The organism is Micromonospora mangrovicola (genome assembly GCF_047200535.1).
Classification (GTDB): Bacteria; Actinomycetota; Actinomycetes; order Mycobacteriales; family Micromonosporaceae; genus Micromonospora.
Window position 1 is genome coordinate 65,869 of sequence record NZ_JBJZOG010000004.1, and the last position, 16,824, is coordinate 82,692.

Below are 16,824 nucleotides of genomic sequence, written 5' to 3' on the forward strand. Positions count from 1 at the left end.
GTCAACTCCTCTGTTCGACCGGTCGCGCGCTGAGCTCATGGACCAGCGCGACCACCCGGGTCAGCATGTCGGGATCGGTCTCCGGCAGCACGCCGTGACCGAGGTTGAACACGTGACCGGGGGCGGCCCGCCCCTGGTCGAGGATCCGGCGCACCTCGGCCTCCACCACCGGCCAGGGGGCGAGCAGCACGCACGGGTCGAGGTTGCCCTGCACCGCCCGGTCCGGGCCGATCCGCCGGGTGGCGACGTCCAACGGCGTACGCCAGTCCACGCCGACCACGTCGGCGCCGGCCTCGCCCATTGCGCCGAGCAGCTCGGCGGTGCCCACCCCGAAGTGGATCCGGGGCACCCCCGCGTCGGCCAGGCCGGCCAGCACGTGCGCCGAGTGCGGCAGCACGTAGCGGCGGTAGTCGGCCTCGGAGAGCGCACCGGCCCACGAGTCGAAGAGCTGCACCGCGGACACCCCGGCGTCGACCTGCACCCGCAGGAAGGCGAGCGTCACCTCGGCCAGCCGGGCGCAGAGCGCGTGCCAGAGGTCGGGGTCGCCGTACATCAGCGCCTTGGTCTTCGCGTGGGTCCGCGACGGCCCGCCCTCGACCAGGTAGCTGGCCAGGGTGAACGGGGCGCCGGCGAAGCCGATCAGCGGGGTGTCGCCCAGCTCGCCGACGAGCAGCCGGACCGCCTCGTCCACGTAGGACACGTCGTCGCGGCCGATCGGGCGGATCCGGTCGACGTCGGCGGCGGCCCGCACCGGCTCGGCAACCACCGGGCCGGTGCCGGCCACGATGTCCAGGTCGATGCCGGCGGCGGCCACCGGGACCACGATGTCGCTGAACAGGATCGCCGCGTCCACCCCGTGCCGGCGGACCGGCTGGAGGGTGATCTCGGTGACCAGCTCGGGGCGGCGGCACGACTCCAGCATCGGCACGTTGGCCCGGATCTCCCGGTACTCCGGCAGGGACCGGCCGGCCTGACGCATGAACCAGACCGGGGTGTGCGGGCCCGGCTCACGCCGGCAGGCGCGGACGAAGGGCGAGTCGGCCGGCCCGCCGCGGCGGGGTGCTCCGTCTCGGGCGGCAGTGCCCGTGGTGTCGGTGGTCATCGCGGCCATCGTGCCACGCGCTCGACCGGCGCTCGCGCTCACCGTCACCTTTTGTGACGGGCCACCCTCCGGCTCCCGCCGGCGCGGTCCGGACATGATCGTGACCGCCGCTCGGCGCGCCGCCACCCGGTGCGGGTGGGCTCCGACATAGGCTGCCGGCATGGCCCCCCCGATCGCGCTCCCGGAAACCTTCGCTCGCGCGGTCGCGGGGTTGCGATCGGTGACACCCCGGCCGGAGATCGTGCTGGAGGAGGTCGGCGCCCCCCAGCGGCTGGCCCCGTACGCGTTCGCGCTCTCCGCCGCAATCCTGCGGGACGAGGACGAGGTGGCCAGTGGCCGGCTGATCCTGCTGCACGACCCGGCCGGACACGAGGCCTGGCAGGGCACCCTCCGGCTGGTCACCTACGTGACCGCCGAGCTGGAGGTGGACCTGGCCAGCGACCCGCTGCTGCCCGGGGTGGGCTGGACCTGGCTGACCGACGCGCTGGACGCGCAGGACGCCCCGTACCGGGCCATCGGCGGCACGGTCACCCAGACGCTCTCCACCCGGTTCGGCGAGCTGGCCGGGCCGCCGGCGGCCGGGGACATCGAGATCCGCGCGTCGTGGACACCGCTCGGCGCCGACCTGGCCGCGCACCTGCTCGGCTGGTGCGCCCTGCTGGCCTCGACGGCCGGACTGCCGCCGCCCGGGGTGACCGCCCTGCCCCGCCGCCCCGCCGGCGCCGCCTGACCCCACCCGCCGCACCCCGCGCGGACGGGCCGCCCCGGATGACCGGAGCGGCCCGTGCCGGGCAGGTGCTCAGAGGTAGTTCTCGGCCTCGTCGCAGACCTTGTCCATGCCCTTGCTGGCCGCGTCGACGCCGGCCTTGTCGCCCCGCGACGCCGCGCGCAGGGCGCTGGTCAGCTTGTCCAGGCAGCTGGCGATGACCTTCTTCTGCCGGGCCTGCTCGTCCCGGTCGTTCTTGGTCCCGGTCAGGTCCTGCTCGGTGTCGGAAAGCTTGTCCCGGACCGACTGGAGATCGGCCTTGAGCTTGTCGATCTCCTGCTGGTTGGCCGCGATGGTGCCGTCCCGCTGGCTGACCTGCTTCTCCGCCTTGTCCAGCTTGCCGTTGGTGGTGACGTAGAGGCCGGTCATCACGCCGCCGAGGATGAAGAGCAGCCCGGCGACAAGGGCGAGGATCAGCGTGGTGCGCCCCTTGCCGGCGCCTCCGGCGGGCACACCGTACGGCGGGACCGCACCGGGCGGGGCCGACGTCGGCTGCGGGCCGAAGCCGGGACCGGAGACCGGCGGGGCGGACATGGGCGGGGCCGACATCGGCTGCGGGTAGCCGGGCGCGGAGACCGGGGCGGCGCCCGGCGGGTACTGGCCGGGGGCCGGGGCGGCGTCCGGCGGGTACTGGCCGGGGGCCGGCGGCGCGGACTGCGGCATGGTCGGCTGGGGCATGGTGGGCTGGGGCAGGGTCGGTTCCGGCTGGGCCGGCCCGTACTGCTGGGGTGCCGGCTGGCCGCCCTCGTACGGGTTGCCGTACACGCTGCCGCCCGGCGGCTGGGGCGGGTAGCCGCCCGGGCCGGTCGGTGGCTGGGACATGTCTTCCTCCAGGTGTGCTGTGGTCCCCCCGTGGGGTGGCCCCGAAGGGCCAGGGTCTGCGGATCAGGCGTGGTCGGGGCCACGCGTCGGCGGTGGTGCGCTGCGGTCGAGGTGACCGGCGGCGGGGCCGGTCAGCAGAGCGAGAAGGTGTCGCAGGCGGTCTTGATGGGCACCGCGAGCCCGATGCCCTCGGCGTCCCGGGCCTTGGCGGTGGCGATGCCGACGACCTCCTTGGCCCCGTTGATCACGGGTCCACCCGAGTTGCCGGGGTTGATCGGCGCGTCGAACTGGATGACCGGGCCGGAGCCGTCCTCGTCCTCGCGGAAGGCGCTCACCACCCCGGTGGTCACGGTGTCCTGCAGGCCCAGCGGGGCGCCGACCACGACGATCTGCTGCCCGGACTTGACCGGCGTGGCGGCGGCGACCAGCGCCTTGAACCGGGCGGTGGTCCGCAGCTGGGCGATGTCCTTGTCCTTGTCGACCCGGACGATGGTGGCCTCGAAGCGCTGGTCGGTGCGTTCCAGGAAGACCTTCCGGCCGCCACCGTCATAGACCGACTCGACCACGTGGAAGTTGGTCAGCAGCGTGGCGCCGCCGCCGGCCGGGGGCTTGCCGATCGCGAAGGCCGTACCGGTGAAGTTGCCGGCGCGGACCCGGAACACGCTGGGCAGCACGGCGCTCGCCACGGCCTCCGGGTTGAACGCGGCACCGGCCTGCTTCTCCAGCTCCCCCGCCCGCTGCTCCAGGCCGTCGAACCGGGTGCCGGCCACGCCCTGGACCTCGGTCAACCGCCGGTTGGTGGCGGCGAGCCGGTCGTCCAGCCGGTGGATCTGGTACGCCTGGATGCCGGCGACCACCGCCAGCACCCCGGCGAGAACCAGCGCCACCACCGGCAGCCGGCGAGGCCGGGCCGCCGGGTCGACCGCCCCGCCGGGATACGCCGGACCGGACGCGGGCTGCCCCGGCAGGGCGGGACCGCCGGCCGGCTGCCCCGGATAGGCCACGCCGGGGGCCGGCTGACCGAACGCGGGTGCCGCACTCGTCGGCTGGCCGACGGGCGGTGCCGCCCCGGCCGGCTGGCCCGGGGCGGACGCGAGACCGGCGGGCTGCCCGGTGGCAGTGGCCGACGGCCAGCCACCCGGGGCGGCGGAGGCACCGGACGGGCCGCCCCACCGCCCGCTGTCCGGCGCGTTGGACCAGGTGGCCCGGGGCGTCGGCACGGCCGACTGGCCGGGGGCGCCGGGCGCGGTGATCGGCGATGCCGAGCCCGGATCGTGGCGCGGCGGCGCACCGGCGCTGTCGGAACCGGCGATGCCGGCACCGGGCACGGCCGGCGGCACACCGAAGCCGGCGGCGGGCGTCGAGCAGCGGGCGCCCGGCGTCGGGTGGCCGGCGGCCGGGGCGGGGAAGCCGTCCGGCGGCGAGGCCGGGACGCTGCCGGCGGCCGGGGCGGGGAAACCGCCGCCGGGCGGCGCCGGGAAGCCGGTCGGTCCGGGCACCGGAGCGTGCCCGGCGGGCCGGGCGAAGCGCGGTGGCAGCGGCCCGGGCCGGTCGTTCACCGGAGGCTCGCGACGCCCCGGGTCGGCCGCCTCCTCCGCACCCTGCCCGGGTGCGCCGTCGCCGGCTCCGTAACCAGCCGTCATGCTCGCTGTCCTCCCCGTGCCCACCCCGTTGCGACGCCGCCGGGGCTTTCGTGCCGCCACGCGGCTCGATGGACCGTACCGGCGCGAACGGGGTTTGTCGCCCCCGTTGTCCGACCCTGTCACATCGACGCAAGCCGACTCTGCCACGACACCTGCCGGTCATCCCGCCGACACGCGCCCGACCGGCTGCGCACACCGGATCTCCCGGCGAACTAGGGTTGTCAGGTGACCGACGAACCACCCCTGCGCCGTCGGGCCGCCGAAAGCCGTCCGGGAGACGCCTCACCGCACCCGTCGCCGGCTGCGCCGGAGCCGGCGAACGCGGGAAGCGAACCGACCGACGGCGGGCCCGTCCCACTGACCGCCCCGCGCGACGGAACTCCCGCGCCGGTGGCCGCGCCGACCGGGCTCGACGAGGTCGTGGCCCGTTTCGCGGCGGGCACCGGTCCGGTGGCCCTGGACGCCGAACGCGCCTCCGGATACCGCTACAGCCAGCGCGCGTACCTGGTGCAGCTGCGCCGGGCCGGCGCCGGCACGGCGCTGATCGACCCGCTGCCCCTGCCCGACCTCTCCGCCCTCGACGAGGTGATCGCCGAGGCCGAGTGGGTCCTGCACGCCGCCAGCCAGGACCTGGCCTGCCTGGCCGAGCTGGGGCTGCGCCCCCGCCGGCTCTTCGACACCGAGCTGGCCGCCCGGCTGGCCGGCTTCGAGCGGGTCGGCCTGGCCGCGTTGACCGAGCAGCTGCTCGGCTACACGCTGGAGAAGCACCACTCGGCGGCGGACTGGTCCAGCCGGCCGTTGCCGGAGTCCTGGCTGACGTACGCGGCGCTGGACGTGGAGATGCTGGTGGACCTGCGCGACGTCCTGGACGAGGAGCTGCGCCGGCAGGGCAAGTCGGAGTGGGCGGCGGAGGAGTTCGCCGCGCTGGTCCGCAACGGCGCCCGGCCGCCCCGGGTCCGCGCCGAGCCGTGGCGGCGTACCTCGGGCATCCACCGGGTGCGCGGCGCGCGGGCCCAGGCCCGGGTGCGCTCGCTCTGGTACGCCCGGGACCAGATCGCCGCGCGGCGGGACGCGGCCCCCGGGCGGGTGCTGCCGGACTCGGCCATCGTGGCCGCCGCCGAGCTGGACCCGAAGGACGAGAAGACCCTGCTCACCCTCCCCGGCTTCGGCGGCCGCTCGGTACGCCGGCTGGCCCGCACCTGGCTGGCGGCCCTGGACGACGCCCGTCAGCTCCCGGACGACGCGCTGCCGGTGAGTCCGGTGGTCGAGGGGCCGCCCCCGCCGCACCGCTGGGCGGAGCGGGATCCGGTGGCGGCGGGCCGGCTGGCCCGCTGCCGTGAGGTGGTGGTCGGCACGGCCGGCGCACACAACCTGCCGCCGGAGAACCTCGTCGCGCCGGACTACATCCGCCGCCTCGCCTGGCAGCCGCCCGAGGAGATCACCGACGCCACGGTCGCGGAGACCCTCCGCACCTTCGGCGCGCGGGAGTGGCAGCTCACCCTCCTCCTGCCCGCCCTCACCCGGGCCCTCCACCTCCCGGAGTCCTGACCCCCGAACCGGGTGACGGTGGGCGGGCGGAGTGTGGGGTGGGCCACACGGGGGGTGGTGACGCCATTGGTTACTGGCGAGTAGCATCCGGGGGAAAGTGCCAGTGCCGGCCGACCTTCATCCGGTCCGTCGCGCCGCCCGGCGGCGCGGAGGCCGAATCATGGTCGAAGAGGAGGCTCCAAGTGCCCCGTGAAGTTCGGGATGTCGTCTTCGTCGACGGCGTCCGCACCCCGTTCGGCAAGGCGGGTGGCATGTACGCCAACACCCGCGCCGACGACCTGGTGATCCGCTGCATCCGCGAGCTGATGCGGCGCAACCCGCAACTGCCGCCGGAGCGGGTCGAGGAGGTCGCCATCGCGGCCACCACCCAGATCGGCGACCAGGGCCTGACCATCGGCCGCACCGCCGCCCTGCTGGCCGGCCTGCCCAAGACGGTGCCCGGCTTCGCCATCGACCGGATGTGCGCGGGCGCGATGACCGCGGTCACCACCGTGGCCGGCGGCATCGCCATGGGCGCCTACGACGTGGCGATCGCCGGCGGCGTCGAGCACATGGGCCGCCACCCGATGGGTGAGGGCGTCGACCCCAACCCGCGGATCGTCGCGGAGAAGCTGGTGGACCCGTCCGCACTGGTCATGGGCGCCACCGCGGAGAACCTGCACGACCGGGTCCCGCACATCACCAAGGAGCGCACCGACGCGTTCGCGCTCGCCTCCCAGCAGAAGACCGCCAAGGCGTACGCCAACGGCAAGCTCCAGGGCGACCTGGTGCCCGTCGCCATCCGCGACGAGGAGAACGGCTGGGGCCTGGCCACGGTGGACGAGGCTCCCCGGGACACCTCGCTGGAGAAGCTCGCCACCCTGAAGACCCCGTTCCGCCCGCACGGCAAGGTCACCGCGGGCAACGCGGCCGGCCTGAACGACGGCGCCACCGCGGCCCTGCTGGTCGCCGAGGACACCGCCCGCGAGCTGGGCCTGCCGGTCGCCATGCGGCTGGTGTCGTACGGCTTCGTCGGCGTGGAGCCCGAGGTGATGGGCGTTGGCCCGATCCCGTCGACTGAGAAGGCGCTGCGCATCGCCGGCCTGACGATCGACGACATCGGCCTGTTCGAGCTGAACGAGGCGTTCGCCGTGCAGGTGCTCGCCTTCCTGGACCACTTCGGCATCGCCGACGACGACCCTCGCGTCAACCCGTGGGGCGGTGCGATCGCCATCGGTCACCCGCTCGCCTCCTCCGGCGTCCGGCTGATGACGCAGCTCGCCCGGCAGTTCGCCGAGCACCCCGAGGTCCGCTACGGCCTCACCGCCATGTGCATCGGCATCGGCATGGGCGGCACCGTGATCTGGGAGAACCCGCACTGGGAGGGTGGAGACAAGTGAGCCTCGCCGCACCGAACGAGGTCGTCACCAGAGCGCTGCTGCGCCAGGTGAACGTGCCGGGGCTGGACCGGCCCGCCGCCCTGATCACGCTGGACAACGGCTTCGACCACACCAAGCCGAACACCTTCGGCCCCGGCGGCCTGACCAGCCTGGACGAGGCGATCACCGCCGCCCTCGCGGCGAACCCGGCGTTCATCGCGGTCACCGGCAAGCCGTACATCTTCTGCGTGGGTGCCGACATCACCGGCCTGCCGCTGCTGGCGGACCGCGAGCAGGCGCTGGAGGTCGGCCGGCTCGGCCACCGGGTCTTCGCCCGCCTCAAGGACAGCGAGATCCCCACCTTCGCCTTCGTCAACGGCGCGGCGATGGGCGGCGGCCTGGAGCTGGCCCTGCACTGCCACTACCGGACCCTGTCGGCGGGCGCGGCGGCCCTCGCGCTGCCCGAGGTCTCGCTCGGCCTGGTCCCCGGCTGGGGCGGCACCCAGCTGCTGCCGAACCTGATCGGCATCCCGGCGGCGACCCAGGTGATCCTGCAGAACCCGTTGATGCAGAACAAGATGCTCAAGCCGAAGCAGGCGGCCGAGATGGGCATCGCGGACGTGCTGCTGGAGCCGGCCGACTTCCTGGAGCGGTCCCTGGAGTGGGCCGCGGGCGTGGTCCGGGGCGAGGTCACCGTGACCCGGCCCGAGGTCGACAAGGACATGTGGGCCGGCGTGCTCTACTTCGCCCGGCAGACCCTCGACCAGCGACTGCACGGCGCGGTCCCGGCCGCGTACAAGGCGCTGGACCTGCTGGAGACCGCGAAGGACGCCGACTTCGCCGCCGGCACCGCCGCCGAGGACGAGGCCCTGGCCGACCTGGTCTTCTCCGAGGAGCTGCGCAGCGGCCTGTACGCCTTCGACCTGGTGCAGCGGCGGGCCAAGCGGCCGGCCGGCGCGCCGGACAAGAGCCTGGCCCGGCCGGTGACCAAGGTGGGCATCGTCGGCGCCGGCCTGATGGCCAGCCAGCTCGCCCTGCTCTTCGCCCGCCGCCTCCAGGTGCCGGTGGTGATGACCGACCTGGACCAGTCCCGGGTGGACAAGGGCGTCGGCTACGTGCACACCCAGATCGAGAAGTCGGTCAGCAAGGGCCGGATGGACAAGGGCACCGCGGCCAAGCTGTACGGCCTGGTCAGCGGCTCGGTCGACAAGTCCGTCTTCGCCGACGCCGACTTCGTCATCGAGGCGGTCTTCGAGGACCTGAACGTCAAGAAGCAGGTCTGGGCCGAGCTGGAGAAGATCGTCAAGCCGGAGGCGGTGCTCGCCACCAACACCTCCAGCCTGTCCGTCACCGCGATGGCCGAGGACCTGGAGCACCCGGAGCGGGTGGTCGGCTTCCACTTCTTCAACCCGGTCGCGGTGCTGCCGCTGCTGGAGATCGTCCGCGGCGACCGGACCGACGACGCCACGCTGGCCACCGCGTTCGCCGTCGGCAAGCAGCTCAGGAAGTCGTCGGTGCTGGTCAAGGACGCCCCGGCGTTCGTGGTCAACCGGCTGCTGACCCGCTTCCTCGGCACGGTCTTCGCGGCCGTCGACCAGGGCACCCCGCTGGACGTGGCGAACAGCGCGCTGGACCCGCTGGGCCTGCCGATGCGCCCGCTCGCCCTGCTCCAGCTGGTCGGCCCGGCCGTGGCGTACCACGTGGGCGGCACCCTGCACGCCGCCTTCCCGGACCGGTTCGAGGTCAGCGAGAACCTCAAGCGGATCGCCGACTCGGGCCAGCCGATCGTGGTCGACGACCAGGTCAACGAGGAGGTCGCCAAGCTGCTCGTGGTCGGCGACCAGCCGCTCACCGCCGAGCAGGTACGGCAGAACGCGCTGGACGCGCTGGCGCAGGAGATCCGGCTCATGCTCGACGAGGGTGTCGTCGCCGAGGCGCAGGACATCGACCTGTGCATGATCCTCGGTGCCGGCTGGCCGTTCCACCTGGGCGGCGTCACGCCATACCTGGACCGGACCGGTACCAGCGAGCGGGTCACCGGGCGGCGGTTCCTGCCGCGCGGGGTGGCCAGCCTTTCGTGACAGCTCCAGCTCGGCGCGCCTGAGCCGGCGCCGCTCCCCCGCGATCGCGGCGGCCGACCGTCCCTCCCGGACGGCGGCCGCCGCTTTCGTCTCTCGGAGAGTCACGGGCGGGCCACCCGCCGTTCCCGGTCACACCGCCGGACCGCCCCCCGGTCACGAGCCGGTTCCGGTTTCGTGGCTCGGGCCATACGGGTACCGCGCGTTGTCGGTCCGGCTGGCTACCATCACGCGTCCAGACATTTCACGGGAGCTGCCAACTGACATGTCCCAGCCGCCGTACAACCCCCAGCCCGGTTCCTACCCTCCGCCCCAGCAGCAGCCCGGCGGTTACCCGCCGCCGCAGCAGCCGCAGTACGGCGGCGGGTATCCGCCGCCGCAGCAGCCGCAGTACGGCGGTGGATATCCGCCGCCGCAGCCCGGCCAGCCGTTCGAGGCCGGCCAGCCCGGCTACGGCCTGCCCGCCGAGCCGCCGAAGAAGAAGTCCAGCGTCGGCAAGATCCTGCTGATCGTCCTGGCCGTCGTGGTGCTGCTCTGCGTGGGTGGTGGCACGGCCCTCTACCTCGCCACCAAGGACAAGGTCTCCGAGGTCGTCGACGCCACCAAGACCCGCGTCGAGGCGCCGGCCACCCTCGCCGGCAAGCCGAAGGTGGACGATCCGAAGCTCGCGGGCGCCGCCGAGCAGATGAAGGCGCAGTTCAACAACGACGTGCCGAACGCCACCAGCACCATCGGCGCCTTCTACGGCAACCCGGAGAAGCAGGACCTGATGATGATCGCCGGCGTGTCCGGCCTGATCGCCGACCCGGACAAGGAGCTGGCGGACGCCACCAACGGCCTCGCCAAGGAGATGGCCGTCAGCAACTTCAAGTCCGTCGAGCCCGGCCCGCTGGGCGGCAACGCCAAGTGCGGCGACGGCGAGACCGCGGGCGTGCCGGTCGGGGTCTGCGTCTGGACCGACAAGGGCAGCCTCGGCATGATCCTCCTCTACAACAAGCCCGCCGCCGAGCTGGAGAAGCAGTTCGTCGCCATGCGGGGCGAGATCGAGAAGCGGGACTGACCGTCCGCGCGCCCGGAGACCGGCCCCCGCCGCACGGCGGGGGCCGGTCCGCGTATCAGGCCGAGGCGGCCCGTTCCGCCGGGCCGCGGCAGACGCAGAACTCGTTCCCCTCGGGGTCGGCCAGCACCACCCAGCCGGTGCCGTCCGGCCGCCGCCGGTCGGCGACCAGGGTCGCCCCGAGGCCGCGCAACCGCTCGACCTCGGCGTCCCGGGTCCCCTCGGCGGGGTGCAGGTCGAGGTGGAACGCGCCCTTGCCGTGCCGCTCCCCCACCTGCACGAAGAGCAGGTCGGGACCGTGCCCGTCGGGCGCGACCAGGACCGCCTCCGGGTCGCCGGGGTGGTCGTCGTCGTGCAGTTTCCGGTCGAGCGCCGCCGCCCACCAGCTGGCCAGGACGTACGGGTCGTCGCTCTCGACGGTGACGCAGTGAATCAGTGCACTCACGGTGCTTCCTCCTGATCGGAGTGCGCCCCGCGGAAGCGGACGAGGTCAGCGGGGGACGGTGCGGGGCGCGGGAACGTTCACGGTGGACATCGACCACACCCCCCTTCACAGCTCGGGCTGACGGGCTGATCATGTCAGCCGGGCGGGGCGTTAGGCAACATCCCCGGCGTCAGGTGGCGGCCGGGACGTCCGCCGACGGCAGCGTCACGGTCACCTCCAGGCCGCCGCCCGGCTGCGCCACCACCTTCACGGTGCCGCCGTGAGCGTCGCAGACCGCGCGGACGATGGAGAGCCCGAGGCCGGAGCCGCGGGCCCCGGTCCGCTCCTGCCCACCCCGCCGGAACGGCTCGAACAGCCCCGGCACGTCGGCCTGGGCGACCTCGAAGCCGGTGTTCCCGACCACCAGCCAGGAGCGCTCACCGTCGGCGCCGGTGCGAACCCAGAGCCGGCCCTGGAAGTGGTTGTAGCGGACCGCGTTCTCGACCAGGTTGCCGGCTAGCCGGTCCAGCAGGCCCGGGTCGCCGACCACCGGCGCCGGGCGCAGCGAGGTGTGCACCCGCAGGCCGATCCGCTCCACCTCGCGGGCCATCGCGGACAGCGCGTTGGCGGTGCCCACGGCCAGGTCGAACTCGGCCCGGCGGGCCAGCCGGCGGCCGGTCTGGGCCTCGCTGCGGGCCAGCACCAGCAGCGCGTCGACCAGCCCGTTGGCCCGTTCCGAGGCCTCCCGTACCACGGTGGCCATCCGGCGGTACTCGGCGATGTCCGCCTCGTCGTCGCTGAGCGTCACGTCGATCTCGGTCCGCATCACGGCGAGCGGGGTACGCAGCTCGTGCGAGGCGTTGGCGACGAAGCGCTTCTGCGCCTCGAACGCGCCGGCGATCCGGTCCAGCATGGCGTCGAAGGTCTCGGCCAGCTCGGCGACCTCGTCGTCCGCACCGGACCAGCCGATCCGCTGGTCCAGGGTGGCCTCGCCGAGCCGCCGCGCGGTGGCGGTGACCTGGTGCAGCGGGCGCAGCGCCCGGCCGGCCACCACGTACGCGCCGGCGACCCCGACGACGCTGATCGCCAGCAGCGCCACCAACCCCTTGACCAGGAGTTCCCGCGAGGCGGCGTCGACGAGCTGCCGCTGCCACTGCCCGGCGTCGAGGGTGCGGCCGTCGGCCAGCACCACCGTGGTGCCGGGCAGCAGCTCGTCGGTGGGGTGCAGCGCGTCCCGGACCAGCAGCCAGGCCAGCAGCACCAGGATCGCCCCGGCGCCGACCAGCAGCACCCCGTTGAGCAGGGTCAGCCGCAGCCGCAGCGTGGGCCGGGGCTTACCGGTCATGCCGACACCTCGGCCATCATCCGGTAGCCGGCGCCGACCACCGTCTCGATCAGCGGTGGGTCGCCCAGCTTCTTGCGCAACGTCATGACGGTGACCCGGACGATCGTGGTGAACGGATCGGTGTTCGCGTCCCAGACCCGCTCCAGCAGCTCCTCGCTGGAGACCACGGCGCCGCGCGCCTTGAGCAGCTCGGCGAGGACGCCGAACTCCTTGTTGGTCAGGTCGACCGGCGTCCCACCCCGGGTGACCACCCGGCGGGCCGGGTCGAGGACCAGGTCGGCGACCTCGAACACCGGCGGGGCGGCCGGGGTGGCCCGCCGGCCGAGCGCCTGCACCCGGGCCACCAGCTCGTCGAAGGCGAACGGTTTGGGCAGGTAGTCGTCGGCCCCGAGCTGGAGCCCCTCGACCTTGTCGGCGACCGTGCCGCTGGCGGTGAGCATCAGCACCCGGGTCAGCGTCCCGGAGGCGGCCAGGTCGGCGCAGATCCGGTCGCCGTGCACGCCGGGCAGGTCCCGGTCGAGGATCACCACGTCGTACCGGGTGACGAAGGCCGCCTCGTGCCCGGTGTCGCCGTCGTAGGCGACGTCCACCGCCATGCCGCGCTTGCGCAGCCCACGCGCGATCGCGTCGGCGAGGTTGCGCTCGTCCTCCACCACCAGTACCCGCATCCCGGCCTCCCACCTCGTGACCTCCCGACAACCTAGTGCCGGCCGCCAAACCGCGCGCCGCCGCCGTCATTGCACATTTCCTTCGCTTACGCCATGCTTCCCGGCATCCGTTGACATCCGCCCCGGCCGCCCTGCCGGCCACCGACCGGACGGAGCCCGCCATGCCCGCAGTCGACCCGGTGCGGGACGTCGCCTACCGGCGCTTCCGGTTCCCGGCGGACCTGGGCCTCGGCACGGCCGACGGGTTGACCGCCCGGGCGGGCGGGCTGGTCATCGGCGCACCGGCCGGCCGGACCGAGCACACCGACCCGCACTCCGGGGCCACCGCCACGTACGAGCTGGCAACCTGGACCTCCCCGGTGGTGGCGCTGGGCTTCCCGGTCGACGAGGTGGTGCCGTCCTGGACCGGGGACACCCCGGAGGGCTGCTGGCTGCGGGTGGAGCTGCGCGGCTGGGACGAGCGGCAGCCCCGCACCGACTGGTACGACCTGGGGCACTGGGCCGCCGACGACACCACGATCCACCGCAGCTCGGTGCCGGGGCAGGCGCGGGCGAAGGTGGACACCTTCGGCCCGCTCCGCTCGACGGCCACCGGCTGGCAGGTCCGGGTCACCCTGTACCGGCGGGCCGGCCTGGCCGCGAGCCCGGTGCTACGCACGCTCGGCGCGGTCGCCTCCGGTACGGCCCGGGTCGACGACGACCGCGCCACGCCGGACGGCGGCCCGGCGGACGGCGGCCCGGCGGACGGCGGCCCGGCGGACGCCCGGGGGTGGGTGCTCGACGTGCCCCGGTACTCGCAGCGGCTGCACGGCGGCCGGGAGACCCGCTGGGGCGGCGGCGGGGACTCCTGGTGCAGCCCCACCTGCGTCTCGATGGTGCTCGACTTCTGGGGCGCCGGCCCGGCCGCCGACCAGTACGCCTGGGTGGATCCGCCGGGCCACCGGCCGGCGGTGGTGCACGCCGCCCGGCACTGCTACGACCACGCCTACGCGGGGGCCGGGAACTGGCCGTTCAACACCGCCTACGCCGGCCGCCACGGGGTGGACGCCTTCGTCACCCGGCTGCGCGGCCTCGCCGAGGCGGAACGGTTCGTCGCCGCCGGCATCCCGCTGATCGTGTCGGCGGCCTTCCGCCGGGGGCAGGTGCCGGGGCTGGACTACGACACCCGCGGGCACCTGATGGTGCTGGTCGGTTTCACCGCCGACGGCGACCCGGTGCTCAACGACCCGTACGCGCCGGACGACGAGGCGGTCCGGCGGACCGTGCCCCGGGGGCCGTTCGAGGCGGCCTGGCAGGGCGGAAGCGGTGGGGTCAGCTACGTGGTCCGGCCGGAGTCGGTGCCGCTGCCCCCGCCGCCCGCGCAGGCCAACTGGTGAGTCAGCGGTCCACCGGCCAGACCACCAGCCCGCCGGACGGCCGCAGGCAGACCAGCGCCGTGCCGGCGTCGGCGCACTCGTCCCAGGAGCCGGGCAGCACCGCGCGGATCCGGACCTGGCCGGCCGCGACGTCCAGCGTCCCGACGAGCGTGCGGTCGGCGGGCAACCGCCGCAGGCCGAGCCGCCGGGACGCCGAGGGGTCGCCGCCGGCCGGCCGCCAGCGGCCGAACCGGGCCAGGATGCGCCCGGTGCGGGGGTCGACGGTCGCCAGGTCGACCTCCGCGCCGACGGCCGGGGCGGCGGCGAGCAGCCGGTCGCCGACCGGGATCGCCCCGAGCCACCGGTCATCGGTCCAGAGCTGGCGGCCGGTGGCCGGGTCGAACACGCGGACCCCGGGCAGCTGGCCGTGCAGGCAGACCACGCCGGCGCAGTCGGCGAACCAGGCGGCGACCCGCGCCGGCACCGGGACGGTCCAGCGGCGGTCGAACCGGTCCAGGCCGTACGCGGTGACCGTGCCCGGCGCCCCGTCGACCAGCAGCAGGTCCGCCACCACCTGGGTGAACCGGTAGGACACCCGGCCGGTGGCCGGGGGTACCCGGCCGACCCGCCGCAGGGCGCCGGAGTCGGCGTCGTGCACCGCCACCCGCCCGTCGGCGGGGACCAGCACGATCTCCGTCACGCCCCGGTCCCCGTACCGGTAGGCGACCCCGTTTCCTGGCAGCGGCATCGACCAGCGGGTCCGGCCGGACGTCGGCTCCAGCGACCGGACGGTGCCCGTGCCGTCGGGCCGCGGCACCTCGAACAGGAGCCCGCCCGACTGGGTGGGCACCGGGTAGCCGGCTGCCCGCCAGCGCACCGCGCCGGAGTCCGGGTCCAGCGCGGTGGTGACGGTGTCGCCGGCCCCCGCCGGGCTGCTGGTCACCAGCAGCAACCGGGCCAGGGTGCGCAGGCCCAGCACGTGGTCGCCGGCCGGGAGGAGGAAGCGCCACCGCGACTGCCCGTCGGGCAGGCGGTGCCCGGTGACCACCCGGTCCCGCCCGCCCACGGTGCCCGGTCCGTCGGCCACCACCAGCCGGCCGCCGACGACAAGGAAGCTGGCGCCCTGCGGCGCGGGCACCGGTACGCCCGGTGTCCGGCCGACCTCCGGCGCCGCGCCGCCCAGGGTCAGCAGCGCGACGAGGCAGAGCGCCGCCACCCGCGCCGCGGGGGCCGGGGGGCGGCCGGGTTCCCGGGGCTCGGCCGTCCCCGCGCCGTGCGGCATCTCCCCCAGCTCGATCACGCCGCTCATCCGATCCGCCACACCCCGAACGCGCCGTCACTCCGGCGGCAGACCAGCACCGTCACGCTGGCCCGGCAGTCTCCGGTCGCACCCGGCACCGCGTCGCGCACCCGGGCCCGATCGGCCGCCGGATCCAGCTCGGCCACGAGCAACCGGCCGTCGGCGGCCCGACGGACACCGACCACCAGAGCCCCGGACGCGTCGAGGGGGATCGTCCCCCAGTCGCCCAGTTCGGCGAGCACCCGGCCGGTGGCCACCTCGACCACCGTGTGCTCCGGCGCGGTCGTACCCATTCCGGTGACCAGCAGCCGGCCGCCGGAGGCGGCGAGAACGGCCTGCCAGCGCGGGTTGGTCCAGGCGATCCGTCCGGTGCCCGGGTCGAGGGCCCACATCCCGCCGGCCTGCCGAGCGGCGCAGAGCAGCCGGCCGCACCGCTGCACGAAACCGACCAGCGGCAGTGACGCCGTCCAGCGACGCTCCAGGGTGTCCAGGTCGTACGCCGCGACGCTGGCCCCGGCATCGCTGACCTCCAGCAGCAGGCCGGCGGCCACCAGGATCCGTCGCCGCGCGGGCAGCTCACCGGGGTGCAGGTCACGGGCGACCAGCCGGACCCCGGAGACGGCGTCGTGGACCGCCACCGGACCGATGGCGGGCACCAGCACCAGCCGCTCGACGCCGGCCGGGCCGACGCTCCAGTTCACGACGTCCGCGGGCGCCGCCACCGTCCACAGCGTCCGGCCGGTGGCGACATCCACCCGGCGGACCTCGTCGGCGCCCTCGGACGCGACGGTGTGCAGCAGCACCGCGTCGCCTGCCGCGACGACCACCCCCGGCAGCTGCCAGCCGACCCGCCCGGTGCGCAGCTCGACCGCCATGCTCTCCCATCGAGCCTCGTCGGCGGAGCGCCCGTAGACCAGCAGTCGACCCGCCCGCTCGATGCCGCCGACGGGGACACCACCGCCGGGCAACAGCGTCCGCCACAGCGTCCGCAGCCCGTCGCCCGTCATCCGGTACGCGATGAGCTGCCGGCCCACCCCCCGCTCCGGGTCGGGCGGCTGCACCAGGTACACCCGGTCGTCGACGACGATCGGGGCGGCGACCGTGCCGCCGGGCGCGGTGGCCGTGACCCGCTCGGGCCCGGGAGTCGCGGACGCGAGGGTGACCAACGCCACCACCAGCGCGGCGACGAACCGGTACGGGCGACGGTCGGCCGGGCGCCGCCGGGCCGGCAGACCCGGCGTGACGTCGTCACGGAGCTCACCCAGATCGATGATGGCCACCGCCACCCCCTCTCCGTGCCGCCGCCCGGCGGGCCACCGACCGGCCGGGTCGACGCCGCGCCGCCTGTACGATGGCCC

14 protein-coding genes are annotated in these 16,824 nt (G+C 75.0%); 6 read left to right on the plus strand and 8 right to left on the minus strand.

Going from position 1 to position 16,824, the window contains the following annotated elements; all coding sequences use genetic code 11:
* Position 1 precedes the first annotated feature (1 nt).
* Entirely contained in the window at positions 2-1,111 is a 1,110-nt protein-coding gene (gene hemE / locus ACL02O_RS02815) for a uroporphyrinogen decarboxylase (RefSeq protein ID WP_412816406.1), read from the minus strand.
* Positions 1,112-1,262: 151 nt separating this feature from the next.
* Here hemE and ACL02O_RS02820 point away from each other — a divergent pair, with 151 nt between their 5' ends.
* Positions 1,263-1,832 (plus strand): DUF3000 domain-containing protein, encoded by a 570-nt coding sequence (locus tag ACL02O_RS02820; protein ID WP_412816334.1) that lies wholly within the window; start codon positions 1,263-1,265, stop codon positions 1,830-1,832.
* A gap of 69 nt (positions 1,833-1,901) precedes the next feature.
* Here the strand turns inward: ACL02O_RS02820 and ACL02O_RS02825 are convergent, their stop codons facing one another.
* A complete protein-coding gene (locus tag ACL02O_RS02825; RefSeq protein ID WP_412816335.1) occupies positions 1,902-2,690 on the minus strand; it encodes a hypothetical protein in 789 nt (262 codons plus the stop codon).
* A gap of 131 nt (positions 2,691-2,821) precedes the next feature.
* A complete protein-coding gene (locus ACL02O_RS02830; RefSeq protein WP_412816336.1) occupies positions 2,822-4,333 on the minus strand; it encodes a trypsin-like peptidase domain-containing protein in 1,512 nt (503 codons plus the stop codon).
* A 225-nt stretch (positions 4,334-4,558) separates the two neighbouring features.
* Between ACL02O_RS02830 and ACL02O_RS02835 the strand changes: the two genes are divergently transcribed.
* The 4 genes from ACL02O_RS02835 to ACL02O_RS02850 all read left to right on the plus strand — a co-directional run bounded on the left by ACL02O_RS02835 (position 4,559) and on the right by ACL02O_RS02850 (position 10,377).
* On the plus strand, positions 4,559-5,881 hold the full coding sequence (locus tag ACL02O_RS02835) for a ribonuclease D (protein WP_412816337.1): 1,323 nt from the start codon (positions 4,559-4,561) through the stop codon (positions 5,879-5,881).
* A 182-nt stretch (positions 5,882-6,063) separates the two neighbouring features.
* The gene (locus tag ACL02O_RS02840; protein ID WP_412816338.1) at positions 6,064-7,260 is read left to right on the plus strand and encodes a thiolase family protein; all 1,197 of its coding nucleotides are present in this window, start codon (positions 6,064-6,066) and stop codon (positions 7,258-7,260) included.
* Positions 7,257-9,320, plus strand: a complete 2,064-nt coding sequence (locus tag ACL02O_RS02845) for a 3-hydroxyacyl-CoA dehydrogenase NAD-binding domain-containing protein (RefSeq protein ID WP_412816339.1) — start codon at positions 7,257-7,259, stop codon at positions 9,318-9,320. Before ACL02O_RS02840 ends, ACL02O_RS02845 begins: the two co-directional genes overlap by 4 nt.
* Positions 9,321-9,582: 262 nt before the next feature.
* Positions 9,583-10,377, plus strand: a complete 795-nt coding sequence (locus ACL02O_RS02850; protein WP_412816340.1) for a hypothetical protein — start codon at positions 9,583-9,585, stop codon at positions 10,375-10,377.
* Positions 10,378-10,432: 55 nt separating this feature from the next.
* On the opposite strand, the gene ACL02O_RS02855 is transcribed toward ACL02O_RS02850, so the two are convergent.
* The 3 genes from ACL02O_RS02855 to ACL02O_RS02865 all read right to left on the minus strand — a co-directional run bounded on the left by ACL02O_RS02855 (position 10,433) and on the right by ACL02O_RS02865 (position 12,811).
* Positions 10,433-10,819 (minus strand): VOC family protein, encoded by a 387-nt coding sequence (locus ACL02O_RS02855; RefSeq protein ID WP_412816341.1) that lies wholly within the window; start codon positions 10,817-10,819, stop codon positions 10,433-10,435.
* A gap of 169 nt (positions 10,820-10,988) precedes the next feature.
* Positions 10,989-12,143, minus strand: coding sequence for a sensor histidine kinase (locus ACL02O_RS02860; protein ID WP_412816342.1), 1,155 nt, complete (start codon positions 12,141-12,143; stop codon positions 10,989-10,991).
* Complete coding sequence (locus ACL02O_RS02865) at positions 12,140-12,811, minus strand: response regulator transcription factor (RefSeq protein WP_412816343.1); 672 nt, start codon at positions 12,809-12,811, stop codon at positions 12,140-12,142. Before ACL02O_RS02865 ends, ACL02O_RS02860 begins: the two co-directional genes overlap by 4 nt.
* A gap of 161 nt (positions 12,812-12,972) precedes the next feature.
* Here ACL02O_RS02865 and ACL02O_RS02870 point away from each other — a divergent pair, with 161 nt between their 5' ends.
* Entirely contained in the window at positions 12,973-14,187 is a 1,215-nt protein-coding gene (locus ACL02O_RS02870; RefSeq protein ID WP_412816344.1) for a peptidase C39 family protein, read from the plus strand.
* Position 14,188: 1 nt separating this feature from the next.
* Here the strand turns inward: ACL02O_RS02870 and ACL02O_RS02875 are convergent, their stop codons facing one another.
* Both ACL02O_RS02875 and ACL02O_RS02880 read right to left on the minus strand, forming a co-directional pair.
* Complete coding sequence (locus ACL02O_RS02875) at positions 14,189-15,475, minus strand: outer membrane protein assembly factor BamB family protein (protein ID WP_412816345.1); 1,287 nt, start codon at positions 15,473-15,475, stop codon at positions 14,189-14,191.
* Positions 15,472-16,746 carry an outer membrane protein assembly factor BamB family protein gene (locus ACL02O_RS02880; protein ID WP_412816346.1) on the minus strand — a complete coding sequence of 425 codons (1,275 nt, stop codon included), beginning with the start codon at positions 16,744-16,746 and terminating at the stop codon, positions 15,472-15,474. The genes ACL02O_RS02875 and ACL02O_RS02880 overlap by 4 nt, the downstream gene beginning before the upstream one ends.
* Positions 16,747-16,824 lie beyond the last annotated feature (78 nt).